The 16,805-nt window shown below is 30.1% G+C and carries 19 protein-coding genes; 11 read left to right on the forward strand and 8 right to left on the reverse strand.

What is annotated here, in order from left to right:
* The first annotated feature begins 14 nt into the window (after positions 1-14).
* The 3 genes from IEV63_RS06705 (at position 15) to IEV63_RS06715 (ending at position 3,167) form a co-directional block, all read left to right on the forward strand.
* Positions 15-1,379, forward strand: a complete 1,365-nt coding sequence (locus tag IEV63_RS06705) for an ATP-binding protein (protein ID WP_188406025.1) — start codon at positions 15-17, stop codon at positions 1,377-1,379.
* A gap of 44 nt (positions 1,380-1,423) precedes the next feature.
* Entirely contained in the window at positions 1,424-1,813 is a 390-nt protein-coding gene (locus tag IEV63_RS06710) for a cupin domain-containing protein (protein ID WP_188406026.1), read from the forward strand.
* 157 nt (positions 1,814-1,970) lie between these two features.
* Positions 1,971-3,167, forward strand: coding sequence for a multidrug effflux MFS transporter (locus IEV63_RS06715; RefSeq protein WP_188406027.1), 1,197 nt, complete (start codon positions 1,971-1,973; stop codon positions 3,165-3,167).
* A 40-nt stretch (positions 3,168-3,207) separates the two neighbouring features.
* On the opposite strand, the gene IEV63_RS06720 is transcribed toward IEV63_RS06715, so the two are convergent.
* The 6 genes from IEV63_RS06720 to IEV63_RS06745 all read right to left on the reverse strand — a co-directional run bounded on the left by IEV63_RS06720 (position 3,208) and on the right by IEV63_RS06745 (position 7,950).
* Entirely contained in the window at positions 3,208-3,780 is a 573-nt protein-coding gene (locus IEV63_RS06720; RefSeq protein ID WP_188406028.1) for a hypothetical protein, read from the reverse strand.
* Positions 3,777-4,256 (reverse strand): RNA polymerase sigma factor, encoded by a 480-nt coding sequence (locus IEV63_RS06725; protein ID WP_188406029.1) that lies wholly within the window; start codon positions 4,254-4,256, stop codon positions 3,777-3,779. The genes IEV63_RS06720 and IEV63_RS06725 overlap by 4 nt, the downstream gene beginning before the upstream one ends.
* A complete protein-coding gene (locus IEV63_RS06730) occupies positions 4,249-5,088 on the reverse strand; it encodes an alpha/beta fold hydrolase (protein ID WP_188406030.1) in 840 nt (279 codons plus the stop codon). The genes IEV63_RS06725 and IEV63_RS06730 overlap by 8 nt, the downstream gene beginning before the upstream one ends.
* 69 nt (positions 5,089-5,157) lie before the next feature.
* Positions 5,158-6,309 carry a pepsin/retropepsin-like aspartic protease family protein gene (locus IEV63_RS06735; protein WP_188406031.1) on the reverse strand — a complete coding sequence of 384 codons (1,152 nt, stop codon included), beginning with the start codon at positions 6,307-6,309 and terminating at the stop codon, positions 5,158-5,160.
* Between the two features lie 7 nt (positions 6,310-6,316).
* Positions 6,317-6,988 carry a DUF2306 domain-containing protein gene (locus IEV63_RS06740; protein ID WP_188406032.1) on the reverse strand — a complete coding sequence of 224 codons (672 nt, stop codon included), beginning with the start codon at positions 6,986-6,988 and terminating at the stop codon, positions 6,317-6,319.
* Between the two features lie 104 nt (positions 6,989-7,092).
* A complete protein-coding gene (locus IEV63_RS06745; RefSeq protein ID WP_229737203.1) occupies positions 7,093-7,950 on the reverse strand; it encodes a LytR/AlgR family response regulator transcription factor in 858 nt (285 codons plus the stop codon).
* 117 nt (positions 7,951-8,067) lie between these two features.
* On the opposite strand from IEV63_RS06745, the gene IEV63_RS06750 reads away from it, so the two are divergent.
* Both IEV63_RS06750 and IEV63_RS06755 read left to right on the forward strand, forming a co-directional pair.
* The gene (locus IEV63_RS06750; RefSeq protein ID WP_188406034.1) at positions 8,068-8,457 is read left to right on the forward strand and encodes a hypothetical protein; all 390 of its coding nucleotides are present in this window, start codon (positions 8,068-8,070) and stop codon (positions 8,455-8,457) included.
* A complete protein-coding gene (locus IEV63_RS06755) occupies positions 8,454-8,654 on the forward strand; it encodes a helix-turn-helix transcriptional regulator (protein ID WP_188406035.1) in 201 nt (66 codons plus the stop codon). Before IEV63_RS06750 ends, IEV63_RS06755 begins: the two co-directional genes overlap by 4 nt.
* Before the next feature lie 9 nt (positions 8,655-8,663).
* Here the strand turns inward: IEV63_RS06755 and rnr are convergent, their stop codons facing one another.
* A complete protein-coding gene (gene rnr / locus IEV63_RS06760) occupies positions 8,664-10,862 on the reverse strand; it encodes a ribonuclease R (RefSeq protein WP_188406036.1) in 2,199 nt (732 codons plus the stop codon).
* Positions 10,863-10,994: 132 nt separating this feature from the next.
* On the opposite strand from rnr, the gene IEV63_RS06765 reads away from it, so the two are divergent.
* The 4 genes from IEV63_RS06765 to IEV63_RS06780 all read left to right on the forward strand — a co-directional run bounded on the left by IEV63_RS06765 (position 10,995) and on the right by IEV63_RS06780 (position 12,833).
* Positions 10,995-11,234 carry a putative signal transducing protein gene (locus tag IEV63_RS06765; protein WP_188406037.1) on the forward strand — a complete coding sequence of 80 codons (240 nt, stop codon included), beginning with the start codon at positions 10,995-10,997 and terminating at the stop codon, positions 11,232-11,234.
* A 661-nt stretch (positions 11,235-11,895) separates the two neighbouring features.
* Complete coding sequence (locus IEV63_RS06770; RefSeq protein WP_188406038.1) at positions 11,896-12,246, forward strand: YtxH domain-containing protein; 351 nt, start codon at positions 11,896-11,898, stop codon at positions 12,244-12,246.
* Between the two features lie 4 nt (positions 12,247-12,250).
* Complete coding sequence (locus IEV63_RS06775; protein ID WP_188406039.1) at positions 12,251-12,610, forward strand: phage holin family protein; 360 nt, start codon at positions 12,251-12,253, stop codon at positions 12,608-12,610.
* Between the two features lies 1 nt (position 12,611).
* The gene (locus tag IEV63_RS06780; RefSeq protein WP_188406040.1) at positions 12,612-12,833 is read left to right on the forward strand and encodes a DUF6327 family protein; all 222 of its coding nucleotides are present in this window, start codon (positions 12,612-12,614) and stop codon (positions 12,831-12,833) included.
* Here IEV63_RS06780 and IEV63_RS06785 read toward each other — a convergent pair.
* Positions 12,808-13,905 (reverse strand): alkane 1-monooxygenase, encoded by a 1,098-nt coding sequence (locus IEV63_RS06785; protein WP_188406041.1) that lies wholly within the window; start codon positions 13,903-13,905, stop codon positions 12,808-12,810. The genes IEV63_RS06780 and IEV63_RS06785 overlap by 26 nt on opposite strands.
* Positions 13,906-14,083: 178 nt before the next feature.
* Here IEV63_RS06785 and kbl point away from each other — a divergent pair, with 178 nt between their 5' ends.
* Both kbl and IEV63_RS06795 read left to right on the forward strand, forming a co-directional pair.
* Positions 14,084-15,277 carry a glycine C-acetyltransferase gene (kbl, locus tag IEV63_RS06790; protein WP_188406042.1) on the forward strand — a complete coding sequence of 398 codons (1,194 nt, stop codon included), beginning with the start codon at positions 14,084-14,086 and terminating at the stop codon, positions 15,275-15,277.
* A 76-nt stretch (positions 15,278-15,353) separates the two neighbouring features.
* A complete protein-coding gene (locus IEV63_RS06795) occupies positions 15,354-16,739 on the forward strand; it encodes an OmpA family protein (protein WP_188406043.1) in 1,386 nt (461 codons plus the stop codon).
* The last annotated feature ends 66 nt before the right edge of the window (positions 16,740-16,805 follow it).

Below are 16,805 nucleotides of genomic sequence, written 5' to 3' on the forward strand. Positions count from 1 at the left end.
TTACAAATTATATCATGAAATATATTGATAGACACAAAATTGAAGCTTTAAAAAAATGGAAATCAAGCAATAGCAGAAAACCTTTAATTTTAAGAGGTGCGAGACAAGTAGGAAAAACTACTTTGATTAAAAATTTTGCTAAAAACTATGTCCAATTCATTTATTTAAATTTAGAAAAAAAACAGGATTTACAGCTTTTTAAAGCCTACACAGAGATTAATGAGTTTGTAGATGCTATTTTTCTTTCAAAAAATAAGGATATAAAAAAAATAGATAAAACCCTATTATTTATTGATGAAATACAAGAATCTACTGAAGCTATATCTATGCTCAGGTATTTTTACGAAGATGTTTCAACTTTACATGTCATTGCTGCTGGTTCACTACTGGAACACAGTTTGGGTAAGATTAAAAGTTTTCCGGTAGGTAGGGTTCAATTCCTATATTTATTTCCTTTAAATTTTCAAGAGTTTTTATTGGCTAATCAACAAGATGCCTTAATAAATAGATTAAACTCTGTTCCAGTAGATCAAGTAACCCATCAAATTGCTTTAAACTGGTTTCATAAGTATGCTATTATTGGTGGAATGCCAGAAATAGTAAAAATGTATATAGCAGAACAACGCATTTCTATATTGAAAAGTACATACGAAAGTGTTTGGGCTACCTACAAAAATGATGTGGAAAAATATGCAAAAAATGCTAGTGAAAGCAAGATTATTAAACACATTATGAACGTAGCTACTTCGTATTTAGATGAACGCGTTACTTTTCAAAATTTTGGAAAATCGAATTATAAATCTAGAAAAGTTTCAGAAGCTTTTAGAAATTTAGACGAAGCAAAGGTGATACAATTAATTTATCCTACTACAAATGTAACTCCGCCGATTCAAAGCGATTTTGCTAAAAAACCAAGACTTCAATTTTTAGATACAGGAATTGTAAATTACAGCATGCAAATACAAGCTCAACTCTTAAAATTAGAAGATTTAAGCGATGCCTGTCGCGGCGCTCTAATTCCACATTTAATTACACAAGAATTAATTTCTAAAGAAGATATTAGTTATGCTAAACCTAATTTTTGGGTAAGAGAAAAAAGACAATCCAGTGCAGAAGTAGATGTAGTACGCGTGTTTGAAGAGTTTTTAATTCCTGTTAAAATAAAATCGGGTGCAAAAGGAACATTAAGGTCGTTGCATCAATTTATCGATCAGGCAAATCACCCTTATGCAGTTCGCATGTATGGCGGAAAATTTTCTATTGAAAATTCAGTTACTCGAAATGGTAAAAACTTTTATTTAATGAATCTTCCTTATTATTTAGGAACTTACTTAGATCGTTATATTGCCTATTTTATTAATGAAGTAAATACTCCTTAAAAAGCTTCAACTTTAAAAACATACTTAATTAATTATCCTATTCTATGAAGTTTTTTAAAAAATCATTTACTTATTTGCTTTCAATAGTATTTCTATTCACATTTATCATTTCCTGCCAAAACCAAAAAAAACTACCCGATCCGCTTGAAGCCGGCTGGGAAGGCAGAAAAGTCTGTGAAGTACTAATTGATAATAAAAATGTACGAACTTTAAAATGTACTTTTCCGCCAGGCGTAGGACATGAAAAACATTTTCATGCCATGCATTTTGGATATACGCTCGCTGGTGGAAAATTTAGAATTACCGATGCTTCAGGAATTCGAGAAGTGGAGATTCCAACAGGTTACGACTTCTACAACGAAAAAGTAGAATGGCATGAAGTTATAAACATTGGTGACAGTACAGCGGTGTTTTTAATTATGGAGCCTAAATAGGAAAAATACCAATCTTTATTTAAATGTTTAGTTTTATAATTACCAATAATTCAGTTATTTAAAACCATTACTGCTCATTTTAGGAATACTTAAAAAAGATGAGTATCTATTTACATTGATCGGCTCTTTCAAGTTGAATTACCACTACCTTTGCCGCGTGAAAAATAAATCAAAATCTTCTCAATTTGAATTCGTTGCTCTAATGGCAGCATTAATGTCTGTAGTAGCCTTGGCTATCGATGCTGTATTACCTGCCTTAGACATCATTGGAGTTGCTATAGGAACAGAAAATGTAGTAGATAACCAACTGCTAATTACCATGATGTTTTTGGGTATTGGTATTGGACCGTTGATTTTTGGTCCAATTTCTGACACTACTGGTCGAAAACCGGTAGTTTATGCTGGATTTGGACTTTTTTTAGCAGCGAGTGTACTCTGTGTTTCTGCTGAAAGTCTCACCATGATGATTATCGGTCGAGTATTGCAAGGTATTGGACTTTCGGCACCTAGAACCATTGCTATCGCTATTATTAGAGATTTATTTAGTGGAGATTATATGGCACGCATCATGTCTTTTGTAACTGTGGTTTTTATTTTAGTGCCGGTTATTGCTCCAGCTTTAGGACAATTAATTTTGGATAACTACAACTGGCAAGGCATATTTTATGTACAAGTCATCATCAGTATTGTGGTAATGATCTGGTTTTGGAAACGCCAACCCGAAACTTTATTAGTAGACAAACGTGTACGCTTTTCAATTCGAGTTTTTAAAACGGGTTTTACTGAAGTAATTCGCTATAAAACCACCATGGGTTATACTCTAATTTCTGGTTTGGTAGTCGGTTCTTTTTTTGTGTATTTAAGTGCTTCTCAACAAATTTTTCAATTGCAATATGCTTTGGAAGATGCATTTCCTATCATTTTTGCAGGTTTGTCTATCGCTATTGGATCTGCCATATTTTTAAACGGAACCTTAGTTTTAAAATACGGTATGGAGAAAATAATCACTCTTTCTCTTCTTGGTTTTTTTGGAATTTCAATTCTATATGTTGTGCTTTTTAATAGTGGTACAAATCCACCGCTTATTGTATTGTTGATTTTCTTTGCACTTCAATTTTTTGCTATTGGTTTTCTCTTTGGAAATTTACGGGCTTTGGCTATGCAACCGGTTGGTCATATCGCAGGGATTGCGGCTGCCATTACTGGATTTATTTCTACTTTATTAGCTGTTGTTTTAAGTGTTTTTATCGGTCGTTTTGTTTCTAATTCAGTTTTACCCGTTTTTATTGGATTCTTAGCTTGTTCAACTGCTTCAATAGCAATATTAATTTATGTAAAACGCAGCAATAAGTAGTTTTGTTTAGCATTAGTTTAAAACGAAGCAAAACTATTTTTTAACTCCTCAAAACTTCGTTTAAAAATTGAAGTTCTTGTAATTCTTTTTTAATATGATAGGCTATAAACAAAGCGAGTGCAACAAAAACAACAATTCCACTGATTTGAATGTAAAGAAAAAAGCCTGTTGAAAGTGTTTCTTTAAATACAGGAAGCATGCTCACAAAGCCACCAACGTAAAAAAGGTAGATAAAAGGTGAAAATACAAAATGAATCCATTTTCTATTTCGAAAGTAACGCTTGTGTTTGCTAACAAAATCCTTAAAATTTAGAGTGCTATCCATTTTATGAAGTTGAATTTTACTTCTAATTTCTAAGGCAATTCTTGTAAACAACATGAAAATCATGAGTACAAGTCCAAGGCTTTTTGAAATATTTTGATGAGCTCCAATACTAAAATAAAATACAACTAATATTAAAAATGTAAGGCTTAAAACACTAATACTGATAAGTTGTTCTTTTTTGAAATTACTCATTTTCTGTTTTGCAGTGGCAACAACAGCTTCTGTTTTAGGTAAAGAAGTTAAATTATGTTGATTTTGCCATGTTTGACTTAGGTTTTCGAAATTCATGATGTTACGCATTTAGAAAGTTTGTCTTTAATTCTATGGATTCTTACTCTTAAATTATTTTCAGAAATTCCCATTATTAATGAGATTTCTTCATAGGGTTTTTGCTCTAAAACCAAGAGAATCACACTTCGATCTTTAGGTCTTAATTGAGCAATACAATTGTACATAGCTTGTAATTGATCTTCAGTATTTAAAGTTTCTTCTTCTGCTAAAAAATCTTCTTTTAATGAAAGTGTTTTGTGGGTAATTTTAGATTTTCGCAATACATTTATACAGGTATTTACAGCAATTCTATATATCCAAGTGCTCACTTTAGCATCTCCTTTAAATCGATCTAAATATTGCCAAACTTTAATAAATACTTCTTGACATGTATCTTTAGCTAAATCACTATTACCTGCAAAATAACCAAGGCATAACCTGTAAATTTGATCTTGATAAGTTTGGTAAATGTGCTCAAAATTTAGCTTATTCATCAGCTAAAATTTGGTTGACTTCAGTATAAAACCAATCGGGTTGATCAAACATAATGTAATGAGCAGCACCTTCTGCAAATAAGAGTGTATACGATTTGAGATTTTTATATTGGGATTCATAAACCCGTTCACTCTGTGCTTTGCCAAAATTGGTAGCAGAAAGAATAGTGACTTCACAAGCAATTTTTTCTAGGTAGGGAGTTGCATCAAAATTAAGATAATCAATATAACCAAAAACATAGGTTTTTCTGTAGGTATTCACCATCCAATCTTTAATAAGTGAATGTTTCTTTTTGTTTTTACACATCATATTGAGCTGCTGCGAAATGAGTTGTTCAAAACCTTCTGATGACATTTCTAGTTGAGATTTTGCATACGGATTATCGTAACTAAACGAGCCAGTTTGTTGATTAGGAAACATTAATTTTGCAGTATTTGGTAAGGCATCAACAATAATAATTTGCTTGATGTAATCATCTAATTCTGCAGCTAAATATAAAGCTAAAGTACCGCCTAAACTGTGCCCAATAATAGTAATATTTTTTAAGTCATTGGATTTAACGTAATTAATCAAGGACTTTTTTACATTTTCAAGCCAAGGCGAAGCCAAGGGTGTAATTCCGTTTACGCCAGCATAATCTGTTAAGTGAAATTCGTAATTGCCATTTAAATTGGGTAGAGTTTCATCCCATACATGAGATGAATTGGCAAATCCTGGTAAAAATAAAATAGGTTGGCCGTTACCTTGTGTTTTAACTTGAATGGCTTGTTGTGAAAAGCTAATACTTGAAATTAAACAGAATAAAATCATGTAAATTGAGAGGGTTTTCATCGTATTATTTTTAATGTTCGTCCTTTTGACACAAATTATTTTATTTATTACAGTTTTTAAAAAACTTTTTTAATACATAGTTAGTTTTAATACTTCTCCTAGAGTGTTTTCAAGCCTAAGCGTGTCTTGATTAAATAATAAATCCAATTCTAAAAAATAATCACAGTGCGTTTTAAATAAATCTTTAGGTTGGTAGGAATTAATAGAAGTAAGGGTATCTCCAATTTCAATTGAAAGTTCAGGACTAGTCCTATTCACAATCCAAAGTGAATCATTCAAAACACCAGGAATAAATTTTTTGTTTTGATCTACTTCTACAGTAGAAATTGGCTGGAGTATGATTTTCTGATCTTCAGGATTCAGATAAATAGTAAAATGTTCTAAGATATCGTTTCCTAATAAAGATTTATTTAAAGATGAAAACTCAACTGGAATATTCATTTTATAATTATTCATCTTCACATTTAGCTCTTTTACGAGCAAAGTATCTCGATTGCTTCCAAAAATGCCTGTTGTAGATTGGTCTATAAATAGTTCTGTTTTATTGTTCTGAAATTGATTAGCGTACTGTTTAGGTACAACTAAACTTCCATTATAGCCTAAATCGAAAATAACATCTTCAATGGTTTCTCCTTCAATTTCAAGATTAATTAAAGGAACACCAGACATAAATGAAGTGGTGTAGTCAATATAAATTAAATTTTCTTCAGTTGGTAAAAATGCTGTTTTCGAAATGTAGATATGCTTTTTTTGATAATCGAATTTCCAATGAGCGAGTTTTATTAAGTTAGAACCAATTATACCATCTTGAGCTACACAAGGACTGTAAGATTGTTTATCGTATTTTAATTTGCCAGCTGCAATATTGCCAAAAATGGATTTAGCAAATTGTACAGAATCTACCTTGGTAATTTCTATTTCTCTTTCAATTTCTTGAGCAGTACCATTATCTCGTTTAGAGAAGGTTTCTAAACCTATTTCTTCTGCTAAACTATATTCTATTTTACTTTGAAAGGCACCTGTATCAAAGATAAATTGATTCGCTTGATTTGAATTGTTTAGAAAAGCTTCAACAACAATTAATTTTTTGGAATATTGAAACGGAAAACTATCTTGCTGTATGTTAGTAAAGGTCTTTGATTGTAAATTAATTTCATTGACCACTTCGCAGCTTACTAATAAAATTAGGATACTTAAAATACTAATTAATCTTGTTTTCATTTTGATTTTATTTTGAAGTAAGTTGTTTTTCAGTTTGTTTCTGCCAATACATTAGAAATGGAATACCAATTAATGAAGGTAATGTAAAAGCTAGAAAAGGATTAATCAATTCAAACCGAGTAACCAAAGTAGATAAAAAAGCGGTGAAAGTTGCAATATAACCACCCATCATGTTTCCAATATGGGATAAATACCAATGATATGCTTTTTTCGGTTTTATAATAAATGGTTTTAAGTTGGTATAAGAAATTAGTAAGCCGCCAATTCCAAAACCAATCGACAAAATTGTTCCAGCTGAAGTAAAACCCTTTGAAAATCCATAATATAATCCTAAACCTATAAAAATAATATTAGCGATTGCGTTTACTATGCCAGCTACCCAATCCAAGAGTATTGGTTTTTGTTGTTTATGAAGGTTTTTTAATTTTAAAATTCGGATACCTGCAAAAACAGAATAATAGCTTAAAAAAGCTATGAGCAACAAAAATTTATTGAAGCGATAACTAGCAACAACAATTCCAGTTATAAATACCATGCTCATTGCATAAAAATATAGGCTTCCAGCTTTTTTATGAATAGATTTTCCTTTTGCACTTAAAATAGCAATAAAGCCTGTTACCAATGCAAAACTACCCGCTAAAATATGAAGATATAAAACGTAAAGAATGCTATTTTCCATTGTCGTAATTTTAATGCAAAACTCATTCTATTCGCTTCGTTTAAAGAATTTTATCTTTTAAGTGTGATGCTTGGGATGGATTCGTGATAATTTGGCGACGTGTATTACGATAGATTTTCTAAAAATTCTGTAATCGTGTTTACTTTCGATCTAGAGACTGGAATTTTATTTGGAGTTTCCTTTAAGTAAAGATTTAAATTTCTAGCATTACCTTCTACTTTTTGAATAAAGTTTCCGTTTATAACAAAACGGTTATGACAACGAATAAAAATTTGACTTGGTAAAATACGCTCTATATTTTTAAGTGTATTTCTAATGAGTTTTTTCTGAATTTGTCCTTGGTTAAAATAATAAATTTCTACATAATTTCCATCAGATTGAACATAAGCTAAATCTAAAGAACTCAATTGTAATTCAATTTTTCCTTTATCAGATTTTAAGAGCAAAGATGTATTTGAAGAATCTAAATCTTGATTTATATCCTTTTTGAGTTGTAATGAAACATTTAATGCTGCAGCTTTTTTAAATTGTTTTTTTTGGTGTTGGTATTGCTCGAATAAAACTAAAATAAGAACAGGAAAAATTCCAATACCTAGCGTTATAAGCATTGTTTCAAAAATTAAATTACTAAAATTATAATTTTCACTTCCTGATGAATATAACATGATGCTTATTAAAAAGCTTATTATGCATAAAACAAACAGTATAAGTGAAAATTCTTTTCCAATTGTCCAATTGTCTTCCAACATAATTTTTGGAAATACTTTTTTTAAAAATTGTACGGAAATAAAAATGGCTAAAGCAACTGTAATTGCTGTAAGCAAACCTATAAAACTACGCTTAGTTAAATCAAATTCTTGGAAATGAAAAGGAGCTAGAATAACAATAATAAAAAAGCTTATTATACTAGGAATTAATACACTATAAGTATTAAATATAAAAGGATGAGATTTTTTAAACAAATCAATAGTTATTTCAAACAAAAATAAAATATTTAATGTAAAGTATTGTTTACATTAAAACTTATTCTATATTTGTAAAGTTTTATTTACAAAATGTATAACTTTAATTACTTTATCATGAAAAATAAAAAACATTACACTGTAAAACTTGCACTTTGGACTTGGTCTTGGGTAGCTACATTAGCAATTGCTACATTTGGTCCTAAGTTTATTTGGGACGACCACGTTTTTTTAACCGTGTTTGCAATTCTAGTTAATTTAGGAAATGGCATTCTTATGATTTTAGCTAACAAAAATTTATTTAATTGCTTAGATGAATTACAACGTAAAATTCAACTTGAAGCTTTAGGTATTACTTTAGGTCTAGCTGTTATTGCAGGCTTAAGTTTTTCGTTATTAGATCAAACTAATTTAATTACATTTGACGCAGAAATAGGCTTTTTAGTAGGTTTTATAGGTATTACTTATATGATAGCTTTATTAATCAACAGAAAGCGTTACTTATGAAAAATAAATTAAAAGTATTGCGAGCAGAACATAATTTTACACAACAAGATTTAGCTGAAGCTGTTGAGGTTTCAAGGCAAACTATCAATGCAATTGAAAAAGAGAAATTCGATCCCAGTTTAGTATTGGCTATCAAATTTGCCAGGCTATTTAAAAAAGAAATTGAAGATATTTTTATTTATGAAAAAGAAGCTTAGAGAGTTTTATTATTCTACTACTTCATCTACTCCACCTATTAAAGTAAAATCTAAATTTCGTTTTACTAAATCTGCTTTTTTAACTTCAACCCAAACTTCATCTCCTAATTGATATGATTTTTGGGTTCTTTTTCCAACAATAGCATAATTTTCTTGATCAAAGTAAAAATGGTCTCCACTCATATCGCGAACTCTAACCATACCTTCGCATTTATTCTCTATAATTTCAACAAACATCCCAAAGTCGGTTACGCCAGAAATCACGCCTAAGAAACTCTTATTTTCATATTGTTGCATGTATTTAACTTGCATATACTTAATAGAATCTCGTTCGGCATTGGTAGCTAAACTTTCCATGTTAGAAGAATGTTTACATCGTTCTTCAAATTCTTCAGCATTAGCAGAAGAATTACCGTCTAAATAATGTTGTAGTAATCGATGTACCATAACATCTGGATATCTTCTAATTGGTGAAGTAAAGTGAGAATAATGTGTAAAAGCCAAACCATAATGACCAATATTATTAGTAGAATAATAAGCTTTAGCCATGGTACGAATGGTTAATGTATCTACTAAATTTTGTTCTCCTTTTCCTTCTACATCGCTTAATAATTTATTTAAAGAAGAAACAATACTTTTACGATCTTTAAAATCGGTTGTATAACCAAATTTACTAACCACTGTACTTAAGGCTGCTAATTTTTCTGGATCAGGTTCATCATGACAACGATATATAAAAGTTTTCTTTGGTTTTTGCTTTCCAATAAATTCTGCTACCTTTTTATTAGCCAACAGCATAAATTCTTCAATTAACTTATTAGCATCTTTAGCCGTTTTAAAGAAAACTCCTTCTGGATTATTGTCTTCATCTAAATTGAATTTTACTTCTTGTTTATCGAAAGAAATAGCGCCATCTTTCATGCGTTTAGTTCGCATAATTTTAGCTAGACGATCCATTTCTAAAATGGCATCTTTAATTTCATTTTTAACCGTGTAAGTTTTTCCGCTTAACGAAACACTTTCATCAATTAAACTATCTTCTGTTTCAATGATATATTGAGCTTCTTCGTATGCAAAACGAGCGTCTGAGTAGGTAACCGTTCTTCCAAACCATTGGTTTACTACTTTAGCTTGTTTGGTAACTTCAAAAACAGCAGAAAAGGTATATTTTTCTTCGTTTGGTCGTAGTGAACAAGCTTCATTAGAAAGTACTTCAGGTAACATAGGAACCACGCGATCTACTAAATAAATAGATGTCGCTCTGTTGTAAGCTTCTTCATCTAAAATACTTCCAGCTTGTACATAATGCGAAACATCGGCAATGTGAATACCAATTTCATAATTTCCATTGTCTAAAACTTGAAAACTTAAGGCATCATCAAAATCTTTTGCATCTGCTGGATCAATAGTAAATGTAAGTACATCGCGCATATCGCGGCGATTCTTAATTTCTTCTTTTTGTATAGAAGTATCAATTTGGTTGGCAAAGGCTTCAATTTCTTTTGGAAATTTTTCTGGTAAGCCATATTGTGCTAATATGGCATGCATTTCGGTTTGATGTTCGCCTGGTTTGCCTAAAACTTCAATTATTTTTCCACGTGGCGAATCGTCTTTTTTGTACCAATCATCTAACGAAACTACAACCATGTCGCCATCGTTCGCATCGTTAAAATTTTCACCTTTAATAAAAATATCGGTGTACATTTTAGGATCTTGAACTACCACAAATCCAAAGGTTTTTTGTTTTTGTAAAATACCTACAAATCTGTTTTTGTGTCGTTCTACTATTTTGGTTATTTCACCTTCAGAGTTACTATTCTTTCGTTCTTTAAAAACATAAACTTGTACGCGATCTTTATGAAAAGCTGTGTGTAAATTTTTATTTCTAACTAAGATATCTTGTTCTAAACCTTCAACAACAATATAAGCATCTCCACGACTGGTCATATCAACCGTACCTTCGTAATAGTCTGTAGTTCCATCTATTTGGTATCTGCTTTTGTCTACTTTTTGTAACTTACCTTTTGCGGTTTGTTGTGTTAAGGTTCTTATTACACGGTTTCGCGTTTTGGTATCGGTAATTTGTAAGCGTTGAGTTAAATCTTTGTAACTAAAGGACTTTTCTTCATTAGCTCTAAAAATAGCAAGTATGTCTTGGGTAAGATTTTCGTAATTTACTGCATTTTTAGGTTTCTTTTTTTTACTCATATTCTAATTATAATTCACACCAAAGGTAGTGTTTATATAATGAATAGTTTTTTTTCAAAAATAAATCTTTGTTAAGTGAATATTAAGTGTGTTTAGCTTTCTCGATTTTTGAAGCAAATAAGAAATAAAGAAATGCAATCTTTTATTAAAATAGCGGTTTTTAATTTTCAATATGAATATGCTGTACTTCAGCTCTTGTTAGAACAGGAAGGTATTCGTTTCTTTTTTCAAAATGAAACAGCGCTGGGAGTTATGCCGTTTTACACCAATGCAATTGGAGGTATTATTTTAAAAGTTCATCCAGAAGATGTAGATGATGCCAACCAAATTTTAGATAATTTTGAAACGCGTAAAAATTTACACTGTGTATAGTTATCCACATTTATTAATTTATACTTTTTCTTTTTATAAAAATTTAAAATTTAAAAGACTTATTATTAGGTTGTGAATAGTGTATATAAAAACTTGATATAAAATTTGTTTTTTTAGTTATTAGTCACTTATCAACATTCTATTTAATTTTAAGTGCTTGTAAATGATTTTGGAAGTAATTTTATTCACATTTAATTTACAATTGCTTATTTAAAATAAGTTAATTTTTAATCGATAAAATACTTGTTAATAAGTACGGATTTAATGCTGAAAACTTCTTTTCAAAATAAAATAAATAAAAACTGTTTTTTGAATTATTTTTATATCAGGAAATAAATTTCATTCTTCAAAATTTTTTATTCCTTTTTAAAAAACAATTTATTCACATATTTGTTAATAGTTATCTAATTGTAAATCAAATATATAAAAACAATTATTAACATTCGCTTTATATTAAATTAAAGTTTTGGTAATCATCTAATTATAAAATAAACTACAGCAAATAAATTTATTTTTAAAAATATGAGCTTAATTATAATATATTCTTTTAAACTCTTATTTGTGTAAAAAAAATATACTATTCTTATCTTAACCCAGTATTAACAGAAAAAAAAACAATATTTAGTAAATTTGGGGTAGTATAATAATAAAAATTTATAAAATGTCTAATAATACTGGAAATACGTTAATCGCTTTAATAACTGGTGCTGCAGTTGGTGCAGGCTTAGGTCTATTGTATGCACCACAAAGTGGCGAAAAAACACGAAAACAACTTAAAAAAGAAGCAAAAAATGCAAAGAGATCTTTAGAAGGCAAGTACGAAGAAGCTTATTCTCAACTTGGCGAATTTGCTGAATCAGCTAAATCTAAGTTTGAAAATCAATTAAATTCAACTTTTTCGAAAGCAAAAACTAAATCTGAAGATTTAATTAATTCTATGGAAAATGAATTAGCAGAATTAAAAAAGAAAAATGAAGATTTATTGAAAGAATTAAAATCGGCTAAAAAATAAATACATGCCAAAAAAGTTTAACCAGCATGTTGATGATCTAACTAAGGATACGCAAGATTATATTGAAAGTGTAATTGCTTATTATAAATTAGATGCTTACAAAAAATCAGCAAAAGCAATTTCAGCTTTAATACGCTTTATTGCTTTTGTTGCTATTTTTGTTTTGTTTTTTGCATTCTTATTAATCGGTGTTTCTTTGTATCTAGGAGATTTACTGCATAATATGTACCTAGGTTTCTTTTGTGTTGCTTTATTCAATTTATTAATTATGTTATTTATTTTAACCAAAGGCAGAAAGTTAATCGATAAAGTTGTACTTGCCTTTTTTAGCGAAATATTTAGCGATATAAAAAAAGAAGATTAACATGAAAAAATATACTTCTTTTAAAGAAATTGATGATGATTTAAAATTACTTAAACTAAAAAGTGATATTGCCAAGCAAAAAGCTTCTATCGATGTGGCTTACTTAAAATCAGATTTAACCTTAACAAATTTATTATCAGATTTACTTTCAACACTAGGAAAGCGCTATTTTTATAAGCAAGTACTAGAAAAGTTAGTTAAGAAATTAGGTTCGAATCGCTAAGGTTCTTTTTAAAATAACTAGTATATAATTCCTTCATTTCTGAAGGAATTTTTTTATTCATAACCTTAAACCAAAGCTTTGGGAACATTGCCAATACAATAGAAGTTGGATAGCCAAAAGGTAATTCTGGACTTGTTTCGTAATAATTTAAAATTTGATATTTTTTTGAAGCCCTAAAATGGTGGTCGCTATGTCGAGTTAACTCATACAACAAAATTCTCCCTAATACATGGTTAGAATTCCACGAGTGTATTTCTTTTACTGGTACAAAACGTCCGCTTTTTCTTTGTTTTCTTAATAAGCCATAGTGTTCAATATAATTAATACTCTCTAACAATAAAAAACCAATTACACCCATAAGTACAAAAAGTAAAGTAATTTTTAAACCAAATATAAAATACAAACTTAGTAGGTATCCAATTTGTAATAAACTGTTTACTAAGATTTCATTTGTAAATGAAAAGAAGTTATTTTGATTATACTTATTAAGTTGCATTTGTATTTTCCAAGCATTTTTATATTGCTGAATAACAGAACGAATCCAAAAAGCATACAGCGTTTCTTTATATCTTGCTGTTGCAGGATCTTTAGGAGTAGATACGTTTACATGGTGTCCATAATTATGTTCGATTGTAAAATGGGTATAAAATGAAGGTAGCAAAAGTAATTTAGCAGTGTATTTAGCTATTTTGTTGTTTCGGTGTCCGAGTTCGTGAGCCACATTTATACCATTACTTCCTAGCACAATACCTACGCTAAACACTAAACCTAAACTTTCAAATATCTGTAAATTTTTTTGTTGAAAAGTTATTAAACTAAAACATAAAAGAGCATAAACAATAGGTAGATTTAAATACAATAAAACATCGAAAAAGTATTTTTTACTTTTACTGAAACTTTCTTTTTTAGATAAATTAGTTTTATGTTCTGGTGTAAAAAACTCAATAATAGGAATACAAACAAAAGTTAGCACAGGGGTTAAAAAACTAAATACGCCTAAATTGTAAATTCCAATAAAGGCAGAAACAGGAAGTAGGTAAGCCGCTATATATTTTAATTCTGATAATTTCATATGTGTAACAAACTTAAATTATAAATTATTAGTGTCCGATAAAAAAGATGAAATTGTTTATACATAAGCAAAGTAAATTTTTAATATCTTCAATTTTAGTACCTATTTTTAAGTAAATAGGTAATTATGAAGCATTTTATACTATATTACTTTGTAAATTTGCACTAAAATAGCATATATGTATTCAGAAAAATTAAAAAATCAGCTTCAAAATGAGCTGAATGAAATAGAAGAACAAGGATTATTTAAAAAAGAACGCATAATTACCAGTGCACAGGGACCAGAAATTACGGTTAACAATACATCAGTTTTAAATTTTTGTGCCAATAATTACTTAGGCTTGTCTTCTCACCCAGAAGTAATTCAAGCAGCAAAAGATACATTAGATTCTCATGGATTCGGAATGTCTAGCGTTCGCTTTATTTGTGGTACGCAAGATATTCACAAAGAATTAGAAGCAAAGATTGCAGATTTTTATCAAACCGAAGACACTATTTTATATGCAGCTTGTTTCGATGCTAATGCTGGAGTTTTTGAACCTTTACTTAGTAAAGAAGATGCAATTATTTCAGATTCATTAAATCATGCTTCCATTATCGATGGTGTGCGTTTATGTAAAGCTGCTCGTTATCGTTATCAAAATGGCGATATGCAGGATTTAGAAAAACAGTTACAAGCTGCTAATGCCAACGGAGCTCGAACAAAATTAATAGTTACCGATGGAGTTTTTTCTATGGATGGTTTAGTCGCACCTTTAGATCAAATTTGCGATTTGGCCGATCAATATGATGCTTTGGTAATGATAGATGAATGCCACGCTACTGGATTTATTGGTAAAACAGGAATAGGAACGCCCGAAGAAAAAGGTGTTTTAGGAAGAGTAGACATTATTACTGGAACTCTTGGTAAAGCTTTAGGAGGCGCCATGGGTGGTTACACCACTGGTAAAAAAGAAATTATAGAATTATTACGCCAACGTTCTCGGCCTTATTTATTTTCTAATTCTTTAGCTCCATCCATAGTAGGTGCATCTATAAAAGTATTTGATTTATTAAAAAACGATACTAGTTTACGAGACAAATTACAAGAAAACACTACTTATTTTAAGAAAGGAATGAAAGATGCCGGATTTGACATAATCGATGGCGAATCTGCAATTGTTCCAGTTATGTTATATGATGCTAAACTTTCTCAAGATATGGCTACTGCGCTATTAGAAGAAGGAATTTACGTAATTGGTTTCTTTTATCCAGTTGTACCAAAAGAAAAAGCAAGAATTAGAGTTCAACTTTCTGCTGCACATACAAAAGCGCATTTAGACCAAGCAATTGCAGCCTTTATAAAAATAGGCAAAAAAATGAAGGTTATTTAACTAAAATCTTATTTTTTGTACTAAAAATTATTAAAGTATTGAAAAAAAATTAAATTTGTAAATTAAATTATTCAACATGAAACAATTAAACAAACTAGCAGTTGCATTAATAATGCTTTTTGCTTTTACTTTTTCAACCCAAGCTCAGAATGAAGACAATAGATGGTCTATTTTTTTAGGGGTTAATGCAGTCGATTTTTATCCAACAGGAAACGGAATGGCACCAGATTATTTAATGTCTAGTGAAAATTTCTTAGAAGACTTTTTTAATGTTGGAGATCACTGGAATGCAGTGGCTTCCATGACTAGTTTAAATGTAGGTTATTATGTAGGTCAAGATTTAAGCGTTCGAGGTGGATTTAATGTAAATCGAATTTCAAAAATAGGTAAAACCAAACCCGAATCTAAATTAACCTATGTTGCTTTAGATGGTGATTTATTATACAGTTTTAATCGCTTATTAAACTCAGGTAGATTCGATCCTTATTTAGGAGCTGGTGTTGGTTATTATTGGTTAGATAGCGAGGGTGCCGCAACTTTTAATTCTAGCTTAGGCTTAAATATTCAATTAACAGAAAAATTATTTTTTACCTTAGAAACTTCATATAAGCAAGCTTTCGATGGTGGCCGTTTAGATTTATTTCAACATACAGCAGGTATTAAATTTGCCTTTGGTGGAAAAGATACTGATGGAGACGGAGTTTTTGATGATAAGGATAAATGTCCTGAAGTTCCAGGTTTAGAAGAGTTTGAAGGTTGTCCAGATAGCGATGGAGACGGTATGCCAGATGCAGAAGATTCTTGTCCAGAAGTAGCAGGTTTACCAGAATTTAATGGCTGCCCAGATACCGACGGAGATGGTGTAACCGATGCTGAAGATAAATGTCCAAAAATAGCTGGATTAGCTAAATATGATGGTTGTCCAGATACTGATGGAGACGGAGTTCCAGATAATTTAGACGAATGTAAAGACCAAGCCGGACCTAAAGAAAATAAGGGTTGTCCTTGGCCAGATAGCGATGGCGATGGCGTTCCAGACAAAGACGATTTATGTCCAGAAGTTGCTGGAACTTCTGCAGATAAAGGTTGCCCAGAAGTAACTAAAGAAGTACAAGACGAATTAAACGAATTTGCTAAAGTAATTAACTTCCAAAGTGGAAAAACTTACATTACAGACTATTCGAAAAATATTTTAGATACCAAGGTTATTCCAATTTTAAACAAATATCCTAATGCTAATTTCGTAATTGAAGGCCATACGGATAGCACTGGAAGTAAAAAAACTAACCAACGCATATCTGATGAAAGAGCTGCAGCTGTTAAAGAATATCTTCAAACAAACGGTGTAGCAAAAGAAAGATTAACATCTAAAGGATATGGTCCAGACAAACCTATTGCTTCAAATAAAACAGAAAACGGAAGAAAAGAAAATAGACGTGTCGAAATTAATCTAGTAAAGTAAATTTGTTTTTTTAATATCTAGAATTATAAACAAAAATGTCCCTTTTATAAGGGACATTTTTTATTT

This window comes from Psychroflexus salis, assembly GCF_014640175.1.
GTDB lineage: Bacteria > Bacteroidota > Bacteroidia > Flavobacteriales > Flavobacteriaceae > Psychroflexus > Psychroflexus salis.

Bases quoted from the DNA above. Each gene is read 5' to 3' on its own strand.
- IEV63_RS06705 (WP_188406025.1), top strand. From the start codon at position 15: ATGAAATATATTGATAGACACAAAATTGAAGCTTTAAAAAAATGGAAA.
- IEV63_RS06710 (WP_188406026.1), top strand. From the start codon at position 1,424: ATGAAGTTTTTTAAAAAATCATTTACTTATTTGCTTTCAATAGTATTT.
- IEV63_RS06720 (WP_188406028.1), bottom strand. From the start codon at position 3,780: ATGAATTTCGAAAACCTAAGTCAAACATGGCAAAATCAACATAATTTA.
- IEV63_RS06725 (WP_188406029.1), bottom strand. From the start codon at position 4,256: ATGAATAAGCTAAATTTTGAGCACATTTACCAAACTTATCAAGATCAA.
- IEV63_RS06730 (WP_188406030.1), bottom strand. From the start codon at position 5,088: ATGAAAACCCTCTCAATTTACATGATTTTATTCTGTTTAATTTCAAGT.
- IEV63_RS06735 (WP_188406031.1), bottom strand. From the start codon at position 6,309: ATGAAAACAAGATTAATTAGTATTTTAAGTATCCTAATTTTATTAGTA.
- IEV63_RS06740 (WP_188406032.1), bottom strand. From the start codon at position 6,988: ATGGAAAATAGCATTCTTTACGTTTTATATCTTCATATTTTAGCGGGT.
- IEV63_RS06750 (WP_188406034.1), top strand. From the start codon at position 8,068: ATGAAAAATAAAAAACATTACACTGTAAAACTTGCACTTTGGACTTGG.
- IEV63_RS06755 (WP_188406035.1), top strand. From the start codon at position 8,454: ATGAAAAATAAATTAAAAGTATTGCGAGCAGAACATAATTTTACACAA.
- rnr (WP_188406036.1), bottom strand. From the start codon at position 10,862: ATGAGTAAAAAAAAGAAACCTAAAAATGCAGTAAATTACGAAAATCTT.
- IEV63_RS06765 (WP_188406037.1), top strand. From the start codon at position 10,995: ATGCAATCTTTTATTAAAATAGCGGTTTTTAATTTTCAATATGAATAT.
- IEV63_RS06770 (WP_188406038.1), top strand. From the start codon at position 11,896: ATGTCTAATAATACTGGAAATACGTTAATCGCTTTAATAACTGGTGCT.
- IEV63_RS06775 (WP_188406039.1), top strand. From the start codon at position 12,251: ATGCCAAAAAAGTTTAACCAGCATGTTGATGATCTAACTAAGGATACG.
- IEV63_RS06780 (WP_188406040.1), top strand. From the start codon at position 12,612: ATGAAAAAATATACTTCTTTTAAAGAAATTGATGATGATTTAAAATTA.
- IEV63_RS06785 (WP_188406041.1), bottom strand. From the start codon at position 13,905: ATGAAATTATCAGAATTAAAATATATAGCGGCTTACCTACTTCCTGTT.
- kbl (WP_188406042.1), top strand. From the start codon at position 14,084: ATGTATTCAGAAAAATTAAAAAATCAGCTTCAAAATGAGCTGAATGAA.
- IEV63_RS06795 (WP_188406043.1), top strand. From the start codon at position 15,354: ATGAAACAATTAAACAAACTAGCAGTTGCATTAATAATGCTTTTTGCT.